This is a genomic window from Streptomyces sp. R-74717, assembly GCF_047305335.1.
GTDB classification, from domain to species: domain Bacteria; phylum Actinomycetota; class Actinomycetes; order Streptomycetales; family Streptomycetaceae; genus Streptomyces; species Streptomyces atratus.
In genome coordinates this window covers 6977621-6995283 of record NZ_CP102361.1, presented here as the reverse complement: position 1 = coordinate 6995283, position 17663 = coordinate 6977621, and the positions used below count along the sequence as shown (strand labels likewise).

Below are 17663 nucleotides of genomic sequence, written 5' to 3'. Positions count from 1 at the left end.
TGACGGCTGGTGCTCGTTGGGCTGAGTAGCGGGTATCCGGTCTCGTCGGAGGGGGTGTTGTGGTGGGTGGTGTGCGGGAGTTGGCGGCGCCCTTCGTGGTGCCCGGGCCGTGCGCGGTGGCGATCCGGGACCGCCTCAAGCACCTCACCCCCCAGGACGAGAAGGTCCTCCGGGCCGTCGGTGAGCACCAGGGCCGTCTGGCTTCGCGCGATCTCAAGGTTCGCTGTGCGGATGGTCTGGAGCACAGCGCGGACACCTGGGCGTCGCGCAAGCGGGACCTGACGCCGCTGTCGTCGTCGCGGATCGCGGGTGCGATCACCAAGGCCACCCATGATCAGTGGGCGCTGGCGCGCCGTTGTCAGGCAGCGCACATCCGGAATCTGGAAGCCGGGATCAGGACGGTGCGGCACCGCCTGTCCCTCCCGATCGGGCAGAGGGGCACCAAGCGGGCAGCCGGTGGCTACCGCTCCAAGAGCGAGTGGTTCCACAAGTCCCGCCGTCTCGCGGTGCTGGAGGCGCGGCATGACGCTGCTGTCGCCGACTGGCAGGCCGGACGGGTCCGGGTCGTGCGGGGCGGCAAGCGCCTCCTGAACACCCGCCACCACCTCACCGACGCCCACCTCACCGAAGAGCAGTGGCGGGAACGCTGGGAGGCGGAGCGCTGGTTCATCGCCGCCGACGGCGAGTCCGGGAAACGGTTCGGCAACGAGACGATCCGCGTCACCCCGGACGGCGAAGTGTCGATCAAGCTACCCGTTCCGCTCTCGCACCTGGCCAATGCCAAGCACGGTCGGTACACGCTCACCTCCACCGTGGCGTTCGCGCACCGGGGTCAGGAGTGGGCCGACCGCATCACCGCGAACCGGGCCGTCGCCTACCGAATCCACCTCGACACCGACCGCAGCCGCTGGTACCTCACCGCCTCCTGGCAACGCCCCGTCGTCCGGACCATCCCTCTGGAGACTGCCCGCGCCCGGGGCGTGATCGGCGCCGATACCAACGCCGACCACTTCGCCGCCTACCGGCTCGACCGGCACGGCAACCCCGTCGGCGACCCGCACCGTTTCCCCTACGACCTATCCGGCACCGCCGCTCACCGCGACGCACAGGTCCGCCACGCACTGACCCGCCTGATCAACTGGGCCAAGAGTGCCGGTGTCACCGCGATCGCCATCGAGGACCTCGACTTCACCACCGAGAAAACCCGCGAGAAGCACGGCCGCCGGAAACGGTTCCGGCAGCTCATCTCCGGCATCCCGACCGGCAAGCTCAAGGCCCGACTCGTCTCCATGGCCGCCGAACAGGGCCTGAGCATCGTCGCGGTCGACCCCGCCTACACCTCGATATGGGGTGCCCAGCACTGGCAGAAGCCACTGGCCACCCCGCACCGCAGAATGTCCCGTCACGATGCCGCCGGCATCGCGATCGGACGACGCGCCCTCGGATACCCGGTCCGGCGTCGGACGGCACCGCCCCCACACGACCGGAGCGATCGTGCGGGGCATCGGACCGTCCAGGCCGGACCGGGCAGCCGAGGGCGTGAGGGAACCCGCCCACCCGCCACGGACCACATCCCAGGAGATGCGTCGCCGAACGGGACGCGAAAGCGGGAACCCAGCGCATCCAAAACCGTTCGGGATGCGCCCAGTACGCGTCAGTGGGTCCAGGACTCACTCATGCACACTGGCTAGGAACGGTGTACCCAGCACCACCTCCACCAGGTGGCGAAACGGCTGACGCCCCTTGCGCCCGACGGGTCAGACTGTGTGCGGACCGGGGCTGACACGAGGGCCCGGCAAGCCCGGCGAGGGGAGATGGACCGAGATGAACGCGATACGGGCCCGGGTACGGGGGGCGCTGCTGGCCGCCGGGCGGGGAGTCGTGCTGTCGATCGCCAGCCTGGCCGGGTCGATCACCCTCTTCGTATGGACGGTGCTCTCCATCGCCTTCATCCCGCTGGGCATCGGCCTGGTCACCACCCCGTACGTACTGGAGCTGGTCCGCAAGCACGCCAACCGGCGCCGGCTGCTCGCGGTCACCTGGTCCGATATCCGCATTCCGGTCCCGTACCGTCCCTTCCCGAAGGATCTGCGCACCGGATTCACCGGGCAGGTGGAGCGGACCACGCTGCTGCTGAAGGACCCGGCGACCTGGCGGGACATCCGGTGGCTGCTGGTCGACATGACGGCCGGCTATGTGGTGTCGATCGTGGCCGGCGCACTGCTGCTCTACCCGGTGGAGGGTTTCGTCCTGGCGGCGGGCCTGTGGCGGGTCTTCACCGACGACCGCTACTGGTACGCGTTCGTTCCGGTCGACAGCCAGGCGACGGGGCTTGCCGCCGCCGCGCTCGGTGTGGTGCTCTTCGCGACCGGCGTGCTGGTCAGTGAACGGCTGCTGCGGCTGCACTTCGTGATCGCCCGTTCAGTACTGGCCCCCACCCATGAGCAGGAGCTGGCCCGGCGCATCGACCGCCTGACCGAGACCCGGCACGAGGCCGTGGACACCGCGGCCTTTGAACTGCGGCGCATCGAGCGCGACCTGCACGACGGTGCGCAGGCCAGGCTGGTCGCCATGGGCATGAACCTGGGCACCGTGGAGGCGCTCATCGAGAAGGATCCGGCGCAGGCGAAGAAACTCCTCGCCATGGCCCGCGAGTCATCGGCCGAAGCCCTCACGGAGCTGCGCGATCTGGTCCGGGGCATCCACCCGCCGGTCCTCGCCGAACGCGGACTCGGTGACGCGGTCAGGGCGTTGGCGCTGCGGCTGCCCTTCGCGTCGGAGGTCCGGGTGGAGCTGAGCGGCCGGGCGGACGCCGCGATCGAGTCGGCCGCGTACTTCGCGGTGAGCGAGACGCTGACGAATGCCGCCAAGCACTCGGGGGCCGACCGCGTCTGGGTGGACATCCACCACGCGGACGCCATGCTGCGGGTCTCCGTCACGGACAACGGCAGGGGCGGTGCGGCGATCGGATCCGGCTCGGGCCTGACCGGAATCGAACGCCGACTCGGTACATTCGACGGCATCATGGCCGTCAGCAGCCCCGCGGGCGGTCCCACCATGGTGACCATGGAGATCCCTTGCGAGTTGTCCTAGCCGAAGATCTCTTCCTGCTGCGCGACGGGCTGGTCCGCCTACTGGAGGCATACGACTTCGAGATCGCGGCAGCTGTGGAGACCGGGCCCGAACTGACCCGGGCCCTGGACGAGTTGGCGCCGGACGTCGCGGTCGTCGACGTCCGGCTTCCACCGTCCCACACGGACGAGGGCCTGCAGTGCGCGCTGGCGGCCCGGCAGGCCAGGCCGGGGCTGCCGGTGCTCGTGCTCTCGCAGCATGTGGAGCAGCTGTACGCGCGCGAGCTGCTGGCGGACGGCAACGGGGGCATCGGCTATCTGCTCAAGGACCGGGTCTTCGACGCGGAGCAGTTCATCGATGCGGTACGCAGGGTCGCCGCGGGCGGCACCGCGATGGACCCGCAGGTGATCTCGCAGTTGCTGTCGCGGCGCTCGCAGGACAAGCCGATGGGCGGGCTGACTCCGCGTGAACTGGAGGTCATGGAGCTGATGGCACAGGGCCGTTCGAACGCGGCGATCTCCTCGCATATGGTGATCACGGAGCGGGCGGTGGCCAAGCACACCTCGAACATCTTCGGGAAGCTCGGCCTGCCGCCGTCCGACGACGACAACCGCCGTGTTCTCGCGGTGCTCGCCTATCTGGACCGGGGCTGAATCACACACCTCGGGCCCGGAAGGCCGCGCGACCCCGGTGGGGGTCGCGCGGCCAGGATGGTCGGATCTCTTGGGTACCGACGTGCGCATGTTGCCGCAAAGAGCGACCTGCCGGAAGGGTGCACCCAACATACGTCCTGCCTCTCGCCGATAAAGCCCAAGCCGGAACGCAAGGCCCGAGCACAACCCCGACGCCGCCTCAGTCGTTGAACCACCCCGCCGCATCGAGCCGGAATGCGCTCGCGGGCGCCATCGCACGCAGATCGGCCTCCATCGCACGCACCCGATCGGCACCGAGCACCCGGACCCACTCGGCACGCAGCCGGTCGAACCCCTCGGCCGATCTGACCAGGACGTCGATGCCCCGCGCGGTCAGCCGGACCAGCTTGCGCCGTCCGTCCCGGGGATCGTCGACGCGCTCCACGTACCCGAGACCTTCGAGCTTCTCGACGGTCTTCCCGGCGGCCTGCTTGGAGACCCCGAGCCGTCGGCCGATCTCGCTGGCCGTCGCACCGTCACGGCCGACGGCCTGGAGCGCGAAGCCGTACGCGGGCCGCACGTCGGGGTGACCGTGCTCGGCCAGCTCACGATGCAACTCGTCGATGATCGAACGGAATCCGGCGAACAGCAGCAGGGGCAGTTCGAAGCCCGCCCCGCCGGCCGCGGACGACCGCGCTCCCGGCTCGACCTCTCGCTCAGCCATTGCGAAACTCGACAATCTGGTTTACTTTTTCGTCAATCACGTTGTCGATTCTAGTGTGAGCATCCACAGGAGAGGTCAGCCATGCCCGCATCCGCGTTCCCCGACCACACCCTCGAATCCGCCCCCGCCGCCGCCCGCCGCACCATGGAGGCGGTGACGACGAAGCAGGGCTATCTGCCCGCCGCCGTCGCCCGGCTCGCCGCATCACCGGAGCTGCTCGACGGCTTCCTGAAGATCAGCGCCATCTTCGAGTCCTCCACCCTGGACCCGCTCTCCCGAGAGGTCCTGATCATGACGATGGCCACCCGCAACGACTGCCACGTCTGTGTGGCGATGCATACCGCGAAGCTCACCGCACTCGGTGCGGATCCCGAGCTGATCGCAGCACTGCGCGAGCCGGAGGCACGCACCCTGCCGGATGAACGACTCGAATCCGTACGACAGTTCACCCTGTCGGCGATCGCGACGTCCGGAGCCGTCGACGACAAGACACTCCAGGCGTTCCTGGCCCACGGATACACCGCCCGCAACGCACTGGAAGTGGTCCTGGGCATCGGCGCGTACACGATATCGACGCTGGGCAACCGGATGACCGGGGCGCCACTGGACCCCCAAATGGCGGCCTTCGCCTGAGACTTGGGCATTCCATCCGGTCTACGGATGGAGCTTCCCGCGAATTCCGCGACCGACTGAACGGACCGCACGCCGGGGCCGTACGGGCGACCCGCGCGCGAGGAACGGCGGGAGCGGGTTGCGCGGCACTGTCGAGTTCAGCGGATGGCAGCTGTCGTGAGGGGGTGACCCGGTGCATCGCACATGAACGCACCGGGGTGACCATCGCACGATTCGCTCGTTCCGTTGAACGTGCGCCCACTGCCAGAGGTACCTTCCGCAGCCGCCCCGGCCGATGTGAAGCAGGCCGGGGCCGCGCTCGTCGAGCGCTATCCGCGACTCGTCCGGCTCGGCTATCTCGTACTGCCGCCGTCCCTCGGCTGCCATCGCCGTGTTCTGACGGCACACGCCCTGGCCCAGCGGGCGCTTCTGTCGGGGCGCAGGGCAGGGTGTGTGGCCGAGGGCCGTGTTCCACCACCACGCAGGTCCGCCGGTGCGGTGGTGGTGGATCCGTCCTATGCGTACGTCCGCGGGAGGGTGCTGCATGGGGCGCTGGAGGCGGGCCGTCCACTGCGCCGCGTCCGGGTGGCACCCCTCCTTCCGCTGGTGTGGGGGCTGCGGCTGTTTCCGCATTCCGGCGGATCGGATGAACTCGCCCTGGACCAGGCACTGTCGGCCCTCTCCGCTCCCGCCCGCGCCGCCTGTGTGCTGCGCGGACTGGAGCGGCTGCCCGATGCGGAGGTGCGGCGGGCCCTCGCCGCTGCCGGGGTGACCGACCCGCATGCGGCGCTCGCGGAGGCCGAGGGTGTTTCGGCGCCGTACGCGCTTCTCGGCTCCCCGGAGTTCGACGCCTGTTCGCTCCAGGCCCGCCCACCGGATCTGCTGCGCCGCCGGCAGCACGCGAAGGCGGCGGTGGCGGCCGTCGCGGCGCTGCTGGTGTGCGGGGCGCTGCTGGGGCTGCCGGGCAACGGCCGGGCAGGCGACGACCGGGGGCGCGGAACTGCGCCCGTATCGCCGTACACCCGTAACGCCGCCGCCGAACAGGCCCTGGATCCGGGTGCGTTGCACCGGGTGTCGACAACGTTCTGGCGGCGCTCGCCCCGTACCGATTTCACCGCCTGGCCCACCCGTGGCGACCGCGCCGGAGACACCCGGCTGCTGCGACGGGCGCTCACCGTATGGGCGCATCCGGACGGCGTGGTGCGTGCGTCGGCGACTCCGAGGACGCCTGTCGGCCCGCCGATGGGTGTGCCGCAACTGCTGTACGCGGGCGAGGTGGACCGGGCGACGGTGGTGCTGTTCTACGACGGGCTGCGCATCGTGCGGTACGCGGAGCCGCGTGACGCCTCTCCGGCCGGGGGCGTGGCGCTCGACTTCGCCCGGGTCGACGGTGCGGACATGGCCTCGGCGGGCGCCCTGATCGCGGGCCGTACACGCGACCGGGTCCGCTATCTCACCGCGCCCTGGGTGCATGCGGTCTCCGTACGGAATCTGCTCGCGCCGGGCAGCGCCCCGCGGCCGCTGCGCCGCACCCCCGACGGCGTGACCGCCGCGCTGACCAGCCCGGCGACGCCCGGGAGCTGCCGCGCCTGGGATGCCATCGAGCTGCGTGACGGCTCGGCGACGCGTCTGCTGACGGACCTCGGCGAGCTGACCCCCGCCCGGCTGACGTCGGGCCCGCCGTCGGCGGCGCACGATGTCTCCGGGCGGGCGGAGCGGGACAGCTGGGCGCGGACCGCCTGCCTGCTGCCCTCGGTCCGTTCGCACGGCGTACGGTCGGTGAACTCCTGGCAGTACGCCGAGCAGTTGCTGCCCGAGGACAACGGCTCCGCGCACTGGCTCTGCACCAGGGCGGAGACCTGGCGCGGCACCGGAAGCCGGGTCCTCGCCCAGTTCCAGGCCCCGTCGGCACCGTCCGTGGCAACAGGCGGCCCGCCCGGGGCGGTCGCGGCCCGGGCCGAGGACACACCGGCCTGCGGGATGCGCGATCCGCGGGTGCTGGCCGGGGTGCTGTGGAAGTCGCACGGCGGACGCTGGTACGTACTGGCCGCAGGCAGCGAGCAGTTCGCCTCGCTGACCACCTCGGGCGGGGTGGAGGGGCGGTCCGACAGCCGTCTCCTCGCCGTACCGGCCCGGGCGGGCGACCGGGCACGGCTGAACGGGATGCTGACGGACGGCAGTCGGGTGGGCGCCCTGCGCTGACGCCCGGCCTTACCCGGGGGTCAGGAATTCGCTGCGCGACCCTGTTCCCGCGGCTTACCCATCAGTACATTGACAACATGTCTAACACGCAGCCAGCGCCGGTCGCGTCGGAGCGCACGCAGCTCAAGGCCCGCAAGGTCTCCTTCGCCTGGGAGAAGACACCGTTCCTGGGCAGTGAGCAGGAGTGAGTCCTGTCTCACCGGCACGCCCCGAACGTGATGGCCCATCCCGCCCGAAAGCGGGTCCCTGGCCGAGACCGGGCCACCCGCGCACACCGCAGATCACCGCCTCTTGTGTGCGGGGTGCTCGGCCAACTCCACATTGCAGTCGGTTTCGGCGGAGCGATCACCGCGGTCTCGCGCATCCGCACGCTGCCTCCGCAGTGCCCTGCACACGTCGCAGCGGGCGTCGCCCGCAGGTGTTCTTTCGCCGCTCGGGTCACCGAGGTGAACGGGCCTGTCCATCGTCGTCCTGATCGAGGTCATGGCACCCATGGTCGAGAGATTCGCCAGTCACTGCGACGGCAGACAAGGCGTCCCAAGAGAGACATACCGAGGGCGTCAAATCGGTGTCATTGGAGCTGAGTCGGGTCTAGCCTGCTGACATGACGAGCAACGCTGCTGCAGGGCCGAACGACGCTCTCCGCGCAGTCCGCATCGGTCTGCGAATGAGCCAGGACGACCTCGCCAAGGCTCTCCGCAGGGTGGGCGACGAGCTGCGGGAGCCCAACGACGCAAGCAAACGGCTTGTACAGCGCTGGGAATCCGGTGTAAGTCGTTCGCCCCGGCCCCTCTACGCAAGAGCCTTGGAATACCTCACCGGGCGCACCATCGAGGAACTGGGTTTCACGCTCCCCGTCCCAATGGCCCGCGTCCACAACGACGGAGCGGGAGGTCATGACATGGAGCCGGAAGGTCTGACAGGAACTCACGGCGTCGGTCCCGCCGTTCCAGGACCGCAGATGAAGACTCAGTCCGCAGGCCGGAGCTATGCCGGTGTATGGCTGTCGAGATACGAATACTTCTCTTCCGGCCGTGAGTCCGCACACGAGGGCAAGCACTACGTGATCCTGGTACAGCACGGAAACCGGATCACAGGCCGCAGCCTGCCAGGGGCCTCATCGAACGACAACAGCCCGCTCACGCTGGATCTGACGTTGGACCAGAATGTCATCACAGGGTCGTGGACCGAACAGACCGCCTCCAACGGCTATTACCAGGGCGCCAGATATCACGGAGCGCTGCAACTGCTGGCGGAGCCGACCGGCCGCCGCCTGGCCGGGAAATGGGTTGGCTTCGGGAAAGACTTCGACGTCAACACCGGCCCGTGGGAACTGCGACTCATGGATACGTCCACCAGTAAGGCGACACTTGAGCAGTACAGCCGCATTCCCGAATGACGGCGGAGCCCAGGCACGGGGGCGGCGGGCCGCCGAAGTCTGCTCCCCACCGCCCCACTGGGTACCCTGTCCACCATGACGACCGGGGTGCGGCGCAGGATGGGCGTCGAGGAGCGCAGGCAGCAGTTGATCGGTGTCGCGCTGGAGTTGTTCAGTCACCGCTCCCCGGACGAGGTGTCGATCGACGAGATCGCTGCCGCTGCGGGGATCTCGCGGCCGTTGGTCTATCACTACTTTCCGGGGAAGCAGAGCCTGTACGAGGCGGCGCTGCGGCGGGCGGCCGACGAGTTGGCGGCGCGGTTCGTGGAGCCGCGTGAAGGGCCGCTCGGGGCACGGCTGTTGAGGGTGATGGGACGGTTCTTCGACTTTGTCGAGGAGCACGGTCCGGGGTTCTCGGCGCTGATGCGGGGCGGGCCCGCGGTCGGATCGTCGACGGCGAACGCGATGATCGACGGGGTGCGGCAGGCGGCCTACGAGCAGATCCTGGCCCATCTGGGGGTCGAAGCTCCCCCGGCGCGGCTGGAGTTGGTCGTGCGGTCGTGGGTTTCGCTGGCCGAGTCGACGGCGCTGATCTGGCTGGACGGGCGGCGAATTCCGCGCGAGGAGCTGGAGTTGCAGCTGGTGCACGACTTCGCGGCGCTGGCCGCGGTGAGTGCCGCGTACAACACGGAGATGGCGGGCATCGTGTTGCGGGTCTTCGCGCAGGAGCCGGCGGACGGACCGTTCGGGGAGCTGTTGAACCGGCTCTTGGCTCTGGCGCCTGCCGTGCCGGCCGTTCCCGTGCAGCGGCTGCCGTAACGGCTGCGTGGCTCAGCGCTTGCGGTAGGACGGGTCCAGATCGCGGGTCTCCGCCGACGCGTGGACGGTGACGTCGACGGGCTCGAGGTGGGCGGCCAGCAGCTCCAGTACGGAATCGGTCAGCTGTGCCTTGAGCTCTTCGCTGCGGCCGGGCAGCAGGGCGATCGAAACGTTCAGGACCGCGTCGCCGGTGGCCGCGTCGCCCGCCACGAATTCCTCGATGCGCCGGAAGCGGGTCTTGCAGGCGGCGATCTTCGTGGTGACCGTCTCGGCGACCAGCGGGTGCAGGGCGAGTGCGAAGCCGCGGCGGTCGAAGCTGTCGTCGAGCTCGGCGGAGTAGTCGACGGTGATCTGCGGCATCATGCGCTCCTGGGTGCGAGTACAGCGGGTACGGCCGGTTGTCGGACCTCACATTTACGCTGACCGGCATGACCGCACAAGAGGATTCGTTTCTTGATCCGGGTGCTCCTGGCGCTCTCAGGTCCTCGGACAGGTCCTAGTGTGATGTGCGGCGCATCGCACTAGAGCGGTTCGCCCTGGAGCGCGGCCGCGAGGCCCACCTCCGCGTTGTCCGCGCGGCCCCTTTCGAAGGCGCGTTGGTAGGCGGCGTCGCCGACGGCCGCGCGGGCCTGGCGTTCGCAGGCCTCGCGCAGGGGGCCCAGTTCCGGGGTGCCGCGTTGCGGGTGGCCGACCATGCGCCAGTAGACCTGTCCCGTGCCGTACACCCGGGCGGCGCGGGCGCCCGCGCCCTGGGCGGCGATCGCCGCGGCCAGAATGTCCAGGCCGAGCGCGATGCCGAAGCTGTCCCGGAGACGGTGCTTGCCCGCGAGCATCGAGCGGGCGTGGGCGGCGGAGGCTTCTGCGTCGCCCTGCAGCAGGGCGATCAGGGCGAGTTGGTAGTCGACGTAACTGCGGGTCCAGCACTCGTCCTGGGCCTCGCAGGCCGCGCGCAGGATCATGGCCGCCTCCGCCGCCTCGTCCAGTCGGCCGAGGCTGGTCAGGGCGAAGACGGTGATGAGGTGGCAGCGCAGCCGGTAGGCGGTTTCGAGCGGGGTGGCGGCTCCGGTGGTGCGCAGTACCCGGTCGACCTGGCGGAGGCTCGCCTCGGGGCGGCCGGTCATCAGATGGGTGAGGCCGCACAGATAGGCGGCGGCAAGGATGCCCTCGTCCGTCCCGTCGCGGGCCGCCGCTCTGGTGCACTCCCTGCCCAGGCGCCGGGCGGCCGGGTAGTCGCCCTGGAGCATGACGGTGATGCCCAGCACCCACAGGGCGCGGGTGCGGTGGGGGCCCTCGGCCGGTCCGGCGTCCAGGGCGCGCTGGGCGTATTCGCGGGTCTGCGGCAGATGACCGCAGCAGCACCAGAAGAAGCCGATCCGGCCCGCCATCTCCTGGGCGGCCCCGGTGTCATGGGCCAGCAGGTGGTCGAGGGCGGCACACAGGTCTGCGTGCGACTCGGCGATGCGGTGGTACCAGGTGATCTGTTCGTCGCCGGTCCAGCCCGCGTGGGCGTGGCGTGAAAGGCTGAGGAAGCAGGCGGCGTGGCGGTCGGCGGCGGCCCGTTCCTCGCCGAGCTCGGCGAGCCACATCCGTCCGTACTCGCGGATGGTGTCGAGCATGCGGTGCCGTACGCCGTCCCGTCCGACGACCGACTTGGCGACCAGGCCGTTCAGCGCCTCGGTCACACCGTCCTCGGTGAGCGGCCCTTCGGCGCAGACCTCCCGGGCCGCGGCCTCGTCGAAGTCGCCGCGCAGGACGGTCAGCCGGGCCCAGAGCAGCCGTTCCAGGGGTGTGCACAGCTCGTGGCTCCAGCCGATGGCGGTGCGCAGGGTGCGGTGGCGCGGCAGCTGGAGAGATTCGTCGGTCGGTACGTCGAAGCGGGAGCCGATCCGTACGGCGACCTGTTCGACGGTGTCCCGGCCGAGAGCTCCCGCCGCGAGTTCGATGGCGAGCGGAATGCCTTCGAGGCGGCGGCAGATCTCGGCGGCGGCCTCGGCGTTGCCCGGCGCGTCGAGGGCGAGCCCCGGGGCCGCCGCGGCTGCCCGGTCCCGGAACAGGGTCAGTGCGTCGGCCGCGCCCTCGATGGGCAACGGTTCCACCTCGACGAGCTGCTCGCCCTTGATGCCCAGGGGCTGCCGGCTGGTGGCGAGCACGGTGAGGCCGGGTGACGTGGTGAGGATTTCGCCGAGCAGATGCGCGCACGCGGAGCGCAGATGCTCGCAGGAGTCGAGGACCAGCAGCAGCTCCTTGTCGACGAGCCATTCGCACAGTGCGTCGATGGGCATGCGCAGGGTGTGGTCACAGAGCCCGACCGCGTCGGAGACGGTCGCGATGAGCAGTCCGTCGTCGTGGAGCGGTGAGAGATCCGCCCACCATGTGCCGTCGCGGTGTCCGGCCGCCGCGTGCCGGGCCGCGCGGACCGCGAGTCTGGTCTTGCCGACACCGCCGGTGCCGGTGAGTGTGGTCAGCCGGTGTGCGGCGAGGCTGTGTTCGAGCCTGGCAAGTTCCGCTTTCCGTCCGACAAAGCTCGTTGTCTCCTCGGGGATGTTGCTCGCCATGGTCACCGTCGCCGAAACAGGTGGACCGGCCGGTCCCGGCCCCTGATTCCCGTACCGCGCAGGCATGGGAGGACGCCTGGCGTACCGGAAAGGGGCCGGGACCGGCCGGGGGGTAGGAGGGCACGCCCGGGAGTGCGGTGTCGCGGCACTCCCCGGCGGCTGCTGCCTCTCAACGTAGTCCCGTACGGCTCAGCTCAGGGAAAACACCGCCACCGTGCGTCCCGGGACGGTGAAGCTTCCCGAACTCCTCTCGTACGTCGACTCTTTGACGGTAGAATCCGCGCCCGCAGCCTGAATGGGATGCAGGGCGTACTGCTGTCCGGCCAGGCCGGCGATCTTCTGGGTCTCGGTGCCGGGGGTCGCGTTGAGGACGACCACCAGCTTTCCGAGCCTCATGGTGATCACACCCGGCGTCTCGTCCCTCCCGGAGAGCGGGAAGGAAAGGGCGGACTGGACCTGCTCGGTGGTGGAGAGGCCGAAGTCCTTCTCCGTGGAGCGGATGGTGAGCAGGTCCTGGTACGCGGCGGACGCGCCGTTGATCTGTGCGCAGCCGGGGCTGAGCGCGGCCGCGGTCAGCAGCGGCCTGGCATAGGACCACTTGGACTCGTTGTCCGCGGCCGGGGGCAGTCCGCGGCCGAAGCCGTTGCCGTCGCGGCAGTCCCAGTGCAGGGCGTTGAACCAGTCGCCGCTGTCGTACGAGTTGCGGTCCAGGGACTTGGAGCGCAGCAGATCGGTGCCCGCCTGGGAGAGCGAGGGCCCCTGCGAGAGGGTGGCCGTCGCCATCGCCAGGACCTGCATACGGGCCCGGTCCGCCGCTGATGTGCCCGCCGGTAGCTTGAACGCGAGTGCGTCGTACAGCGACTCGTTGTCGTGGGCGTCCGCGTAGGCGAGGGCGTCACCGGGGGCCGCCGCGTATCCGGCCGGGGCGCCGTTGTAGTCGACGCCGGACCCCTTGACCGTGTTGCCGGAGGAGTCGGTGAAGGTGTAGCCGGCGAGGTTGCCGGTGAGGCCGACCTTGATCAGGTCCTGGTAGTGGAGCAGCCGGGCCTTCTGTTCGGCCTTCGTGCCATTGGCGGCCGAGGTGTTGGGGTCGGTGTAGAGGCCGGTGGCGAAGCCCTGCACGCCCGGGTCCTCGTCGAATGGGCTGCCGCCGCGGACGGCGTCGCGGGACCGGTCGGAGAAGGTGGCGATGCCGGTGCCGGCCATGTTCTTCTGGGTGGCCTGGACGAAGCGGGCGTCGTCGGCGATCTCGCCGAAGTTCCAGCCCTCCCCGTACAGGATGATCTTCTTGCCGTCGACGCCGTCCTTGGCCACGGTCAGCGCGTCGAGCGCCTTGCGGACGGCAAGGATGTTGGCCTTGGGATGGTGGCCCATCAGGTCGAAGCGGAAGCCGTCGACCTTGTACTCCTTGGCCCAGGTGACGACCGAGTCCACGACGAGCTTGCCCATCATGGTGTTCTCGGGTGCGGTGTTGGCGCAGCAGGTGGAGGTGGCGACGGTGCCGTCCTCCAGCAGCCGCTGGTAGTAGCCGGGCACGATCCGGTCGAGCACGGACTTGTCGTCCTGGCCGGAGGCCACGGTGTGGTTGTAGACGACGTCCATGACGGTGCGCAGACCCGCGCCGTTCAGCCCCTGCACCATCTGCCGGAACTCGACGGTCCGCCGCGTGCCGTTCGGGTCGGAGGCGTACGAACCCTCCGGGACGGTGTAGTGCAGCGGGTCGTAGCCCCAGTTGAACCCGTCCTGCGCCGCGGTCTTCGCCACGCAGGCCTGCTGCTCCTCGGAGTCGGGGGCGTACACGGACAGATCGCAGGCCGGCTTCTGCTGGGCGGACTTCTTCTCGGGAATGGTGCCGATGTCGAAGGCGGGCAGCAGATGGACGTAGCCGGTACCGGAATCCGCGAGCTGTTCGAGGTGCTTCATCCCGTCGGAGCGGGTGTCGGTGAAGGCGAGGTATTCGCCGGGGTGCTTCGAGGTGCGGTCCGCGATCGAGAAGTCGCGGATGTGCAGCTCCTGGATCCGGGCGTCACGCAGCGGGACGGCGGCGGGCTTTTCCAGCCCGGACCAGCCCTTCGGTGCGAGGCCCGGGTCGTCGAGGTCGACCACGAGGCTGCGCGCGGAGTCCGTGGTCAATGCGGTGGAGTACGGGTCCGTGACCTTGTTGGTGACGATCTTCTGCACGGTGGGCGCCCACACCTTCACCACGAAGCGGTACGGCTTGCCGGTCCACTTCGCGGTGCCCGTGACGGACCAGACGCCGGTGCGGTCGTCGCGCCGCATCGGGACGCTCTTCCCGTCGAGTTCCAGGGCGACGGTCTGCACGGTGGGGGCCCAGACGGACAGCGTGGGGCGGCCGTGGTCGAAGACCGGGCCGAGCGAGGCGGTGGCCGCGTTCTTCCCGTAGAGGTCGTCGAGCACTCCCGCGCTCTGAACGCCGGTGGCGGCGAGCAGCGCACCGTTGGCGGCACGCTGGGTGGCGATCAGCTGGCCGCGCAGCGCCTCGCGCACCCTGTCCCGGTCGCGGACGTCGACGGTGAACGCCGGATAGTCCTTGAGGTGCGGGTACTTCGCCTTCTGCGCGTCGGTCAGCGCGGACGGTGCGAGCCGCAGCCACCGCCCCTCGTCGGAGAGTGCCCCGTCGACGACAAAGATGCCGCCGCCCGATGCGTAGACGAGCTGCTGGCTGGTGGCTTCGGTCGCCTTCACCTTCCACACGACGGTGTCGGAGTCGATCCACTGCGCCTCGGCCCTGGTGAGGTCGGGCGTGGGTACGCCGCCGGCCTGCGGCAGCAGATAGCCGGGCGTGGAGCCGAGCATCCAGACCTCGTGACCGTAGGTGGCGAGGTCGAGCGACTGGTCGCTCGGCAGGTCCTTCTCGTCGCCCTTGTGCAGGATGTAGCCGAGCGAGGTGGCACCGTCGGTGAGCGGCACCTCGAAGGTGACGCCGGAGGCGTCCTTCTTCACCGGCTGGAGCGGCTTGGCCCAGTCGGTGGGGTCCTTGGCACCGGTCCAGGTGTGCAGCCCCCAGCCGTCGTAGTCGCCGTCGGCCCGGTAGTAGTGCAGTACTGCCTTTGTGGTGTCCTGCGGCGGGTAGGCGCCGTCGGGGGCCTCGTCGGCCTGGCCGTCCTTGCCCTGCTCGATCCAGACCTGTCCGGTCTTCGCGAGATCGATGCTGCGCTGGGGACCGTCGGGGGTGCCGGACTTCTCCACGGTGTACGGGAGCGAGGTGGTGCCCTCGTCGAGCTTGATCCAGGCGAAGGCGCCGTAGGCGTCCCGTCCGATGAAGTCGGCTGTCGTGTCGCCGGACCTGACCTGGCGTCCGTCGTAGTCGCCGTCCGCGCGCTTGTAGTGGACGACGGCATAGTCGCGCTCGACTGCGACGGGCTTCTCGGCGGCGGGTGCCCGGCCCGCGGTGGTCGACGCGAGGGCGCTCGCGGTGCGGCCGGCCCGGTCGACGACAACCGCCTTGTACCGAAGGGGGGTTCCGGCAGGAACCGAGTCGCCCACGGTCTGGGTGACCTTGTACGGGGCGTGGTCGGCGGAGCCGAGGGTGACCCACTTGCCGTTGCCGGTCTGGGCTGCGAAGACGACCCGGTCGAGGGAGCCGCCGTCGACATCCGCGGAGATCTCGACGGTGCCGGTGGCCCCGGCGGCGGGTGCCGTCAGCGTGATCGAGGGCTTGGCTGCCGGGGTGTCCAGGGGCTTCCCGGCGCGCAGCACGATGCTGGAGAGGGCGGGCACGGTGACGGTGAGCTTCTTGTCGGCGCCGCTACGGATAGAGGCCGAACCACCGTATATCGTACGGAAGTTCATGCCTGCCGAGGCCGTCGGAAGCTCGACGGTCGTGGCCTCGCTGCCGTTGTTCGCGGCTACGACGTACTCGTATGCCTGCTCGGGGTCCGTACGGGAGAAGGCATACACGGACCCTTCCGCGTGGCGCTCGGTCTGGACGCCGTTGCGCAGAGCCGGGTTCTTCCTGGTCAGCTCGGAGAGCGCGGCGATGTTCCGGTAGAGCGGGTGCTTCGTGTCGTACGCGTCGAAGGCGTGGGTGCGGTCGGTGCCCAGCTCGTCGTCGTCGAGATAGTCGGCGGCCTTCGAGGCGAACATGGTCTGGCGGGCGTCCTTGTCGCCGCCCGCGCCGGTGAAGCCCTGTTCGTCGCCGTAGTAGACGACGGGGTTGCCGCGGCTGAGGAACATCAGCTCGTTGGCGAGCCGTGCACGCTTGACGAGTTCCGCGTCATCGGCCTTCGGGTTGTCCTGCTTCAGGAACGAGCCGATGCGTCCCATGTCGTGGTTGCCGAGGAAGGTGACCTGCTCGTAGGCGTTGGCCTTGTCGGTGGTGTACCGGTAGTCGTCACCGAAGACGGCGGCGAGTTTCGAGGCCGGGGCGCCCTGCGAGGCGTACTGGCGTGCCGCTTCCTGGAACGGGAAGTCGAGCGTCGCGTCGAGCCGGCCCCGGGTGACGTAGGGCGAGGTGATGGCGGTGTCGGCGGAGTAGACCTCGCCGAACATGAAGAAGTCCTTGCGCCCGTGCTCGGCGGCGTAGGCGTCCAGGGCGGTCGCCCACTGGGTCCAGAAGTCCAGGTCGACGTGTTTGACGGTGTCGATCCGGAAGCCGTCGATATCGAAGTCCCGGACCCACTTCTCGTAGATCTTCTCCATGCCGGAGACGACCTCGGGCCGCTCGGTCCACAGGTCGTCGAGGCCGGAGAAGTCGCCGTACGTGGTGGACTCACCGGCGTAGGTCGAGTCGCCGCGGTTGTGGTACATCGTCGGGTCGTTGAGCCAGGCCGGGACCTTGTTCCCCGTGTTCTTCGGTGTGTACGGGAACGAGTCCGCGTCCACCTTCGCCAGGCCCTTGCTGTCGTCGAACGGGCGGCCGTCCTCGTCGAGGTACGGGTAGGCACCCTTCGGCCGGTAACCGTAGGCCTTCTCGGCGTGGTCGACGGTGTCCGCGGTGTGGTTGGTGATGACGTCGAAGAAGACCTTCATGCCCTTGCCGTGAGCCTTGTCGATCAGCTTCGACAGGTCGGCGTTGGTGCCGAAGTGCGGGTCGACCTGGGTGAAGTCGGTGATCCAGTAGCCGTGGTAACCGGCCGATGCGTCCTTGCCGGTGCCCTGCACGGGGCGGTTCTTGAAGATCGGGGCGAGCCAGATGGCGGTGGTGCCGAGACCCTTGATGTAGTCGAGCCGCTCGGTCAGGCCCTTGAGGTCGCCGCCCTGGTAGAAGCCCTTGTCCGTGGGGTCGTAGCCGGTCTCCAGGCGGGAACCGGTGAGGCCGCCGCGGTCGTTGGAGGTGTCGCCGTCGGCGAACCGGTCGGGCATGACGAAGTAGAACTGTTCACGCGTCAGATCGTGACGGGCGGGCTCGGCTGCCAGCCGGGCGTCCGAGGGCGGGCCCGGAGGTCTCGGCGCGGCGGACGCGGATGCCGCCGGAACGACGGGGAGGAGCGCCGCGCTGAGTGCGGCGACGGCTCCCCGTCTCAGGGTGGAACGGGACACGGGCGGGGTCTCCTTGTGTGCGGGTGGGGTTCTCGGGGTGGGCGGACCGGCTGGGTGGCGGGGCGGGACACCCACGTGACGGCGGCGGTGCGCCGGGAGGGGACGTATCGGGGTGATCCCCGCAGGGTGACGCAGCAATAGGACGGTTCGCCACGGTGTCGGGGCGC

The 17663-nt window shown here is 69.8% G+C and carries 11 protein-coding genes; 7 read left to right on the top strand and 4 right to left on the bottom strand.

Annotated features, from left to right (window positions below; genetic code table 11):
• Window positions 1–62: 62 nt before the first annotated feature.
• The 3 genes from NRF20_RS32055 to NRF20_RS32045 all read left to right on the top strand — a co-directional run bounded on the left by NRF20_RS32055 (window position 63) and on the right by NRF20_RS32045 (window position 3725).
• Window positions 63–1691: an IS200/IS605 family accessory protein TnpB-related protein gene (locus NRF20_RS32055; protein ID WP_413754631.1), complete on the top strand. Its 1629-nt coding sequence runs from the start codon at window positions 63–65 to the stop codon at window positions 1689–1691.
• A gap of 133 nt (window positions 1692–1824) precedes the next feature.
• The gene (locus NRF20_RS32050) at window positions 1825–3093 is read left to right on the top strand and encodes a sensor histidine kinase (RefSeq protein ID WP_398629735.1); all 1269 of its coding nucleotides are present in this window, start codon (window positions 1825–1827) and stop codon (window positions 3091–3093) included.
• Window positions 3078–3725, top strand: coding sequence for a LuxR C-terminal-related transcriptional regulator (locus tag NRF20_RS32045; protein WP_398629736.1), 648 nt, complete (start codon window positions 3078–3080; stop codon window positions 3723–3725). Before NRF20_RS32050 ends, NRF20_RS32045 begins: the two co-directional genes overlap by 16 nt.
• A gap of 199 nt (window positions 3726–3924) precedes the next feature.
• Here the strand turns inward: NRF20_RS32045 and NRF20_RS32040 are convergent, their stop codons facing one another.
• The gene (locus NRF20_RS32040; protein WP_398631501.1) at window positions 3925–4428 is read right to left on the bottom strand and encodes a MarR family winged helix-turn-helix transcriptional regulator; all 504 of its coding nucleotides are present in this window, start codon (window positions 4426–4428) and stop codon (window positions 3925–3927) included.
• 81 nt (window positions 4429–4509) lie between these two features.
• Between NRF20_RS32040 and NRF20_RS32035 the strand changes: the two genes are divergently transcribed.
• From NRF20_RS32035 to NRF20_RS32020, 4 genes are all read left to right on the top strand, one after another.
• Window positions 4510–5061, top strand: coding sequence for a carboxymuconolactone decarboxylase family protein (locus NRF20_RS32035; protein ID WP_413753757.1), 552 nt, complete (start codon window positions 4510–4512; stop codon window positions 5059–5061).
• Between the two features lie 231 nt (window positions 5062–5292).
• Entirely contained in the window at window positions 5293–7242 is a 1950-nt protein-coding gene (locus NRF20_RS32030; RefSeq protein ID WP_413754630.1) for a hypothetical protein, read from the top strand.
• A 604-nt stretch (window positions 7243–7846) separates the two neighbouring features.
• A complete protein-coding gene (locus NRF20_RS32025) occupies window positions 7847–8641 on the top strand; it encodes an XRE family transcriptional regulator (RefSeq protein ID WP_413753756.1) in 795 nt (264 codons plus the stop codon).
• Window positions 8642–8716: 75 nt separating this feature from the next.
• Window positions 8717–9439: a TetR/AcrR family transcriptional regulator gene (locus NRF20_RS32020; protein ID WP_266361834.1), complete on the top strand. Its 723-nt coding sequence runs from the start codon at window positions 8717–8719 to the stop codon at window positions 9437–9439.
• 12 nt (window positions 9440–9451) lie between these two features.
• Here the strand turns inward: NRF20_RS32020 and NRF20_RS32015 are convergent, their stop codons facing one another.
• The 3 genes from NRF20_RS32015 to pulA all read right to left on the bottom strand — a co-directional run bounded on the left by NRF20_RS32015 (window position 9452) and on the right by pulA (window position 17496).
• On the bottom strand, window positions 9452–9799 hold the full coding sequence (locus tag NRF20_RS32015; RefSeq protein ID WP_266365652.1) for a 5-carboxymethyl-2-hydroxymuconate Delta-isomerase: 348 nt from the start codon (window positions 9797–9799) through the stop codon (window positions 9452–9454).
• A gap of 161 nt (window positions 9800–9960) precedes the next feature.
• Window positions 9961–11994, bottom strand: coding sequence for an ATP-binding protein (locus NRF20_RS32010; protein ID WP_413753755.1), 2034 nt, complete (start codon window positions 11992–11994; stop codon window positions 9961–9963).
• Window positions 11995–12183: 189 nt separating this feature from the next.
• Window positions 12184–17496 carry a pullulanase-type alpha-1,6-glucosidase gene (gene pulA, locus NRF20_RS32005; RefSeq protein WP_413753754.1) on the bottom strand — a complete coding sequence of 1771 codons (5313 nt, stop codon included), beginning with the start codon at window positions 17494–17496 and terminating at the stop codon, window positions 12184–12186.
• Window positions 17497–17663 lie beyond the last annotated feature (167 nt).

Coding starts and splice junctions, on each gene's coding strand:
- NRF20_RS32035 (WP_413753757.1), top strand. CDS start 4,510: ATGCCCGCATCCGCGTTCCCCGACCACACCCTCGAATCCGCCCCCGCC.
- NRF20_RS32025 (WP_413753756.1), top strand. CDS start 7,847: ATGACGAGCAACGCTGCTGCAGGGCCGAACGACGCTCTCCGCGCAGTC.
- NRF20_RS32050 (WP_398629735.1), top strand. CDS start 1,825: ATGAACGCGATACGGGCCCGGGTACGGGGGGCGCTGCTGGCCGCCGGG.
- NRF20_RS32040 (WP_398631501.1), bottom strand. CDS start 4,428: ATGGCTGAGCGAGAGGTCGAGCCGGGAGCGCGGTCGTCCGCGGCCGGC.
- NRF20_RS32020 (WP_266361834.1), top strand. CDS start 8,717: ATGACGACCGGGGTGCGGCGCAGGATGGGCGTCGAGGAGCGCAGGCAG.
- NRF20_RS32015 (WP_266365652.1), bottom strand. CDS start 9,799: ATGCCGCAGATCACCGTCGACTACTCCGCCGAGCTCGACGACAGCTTC.
- NRF20_RS32010 (WP_413753755.1), bottom strand. CDS start 11,994: ATGGCGAGCAACATCCCCGAGGAGACAACGAGCTTTGTCGGACGGAAA.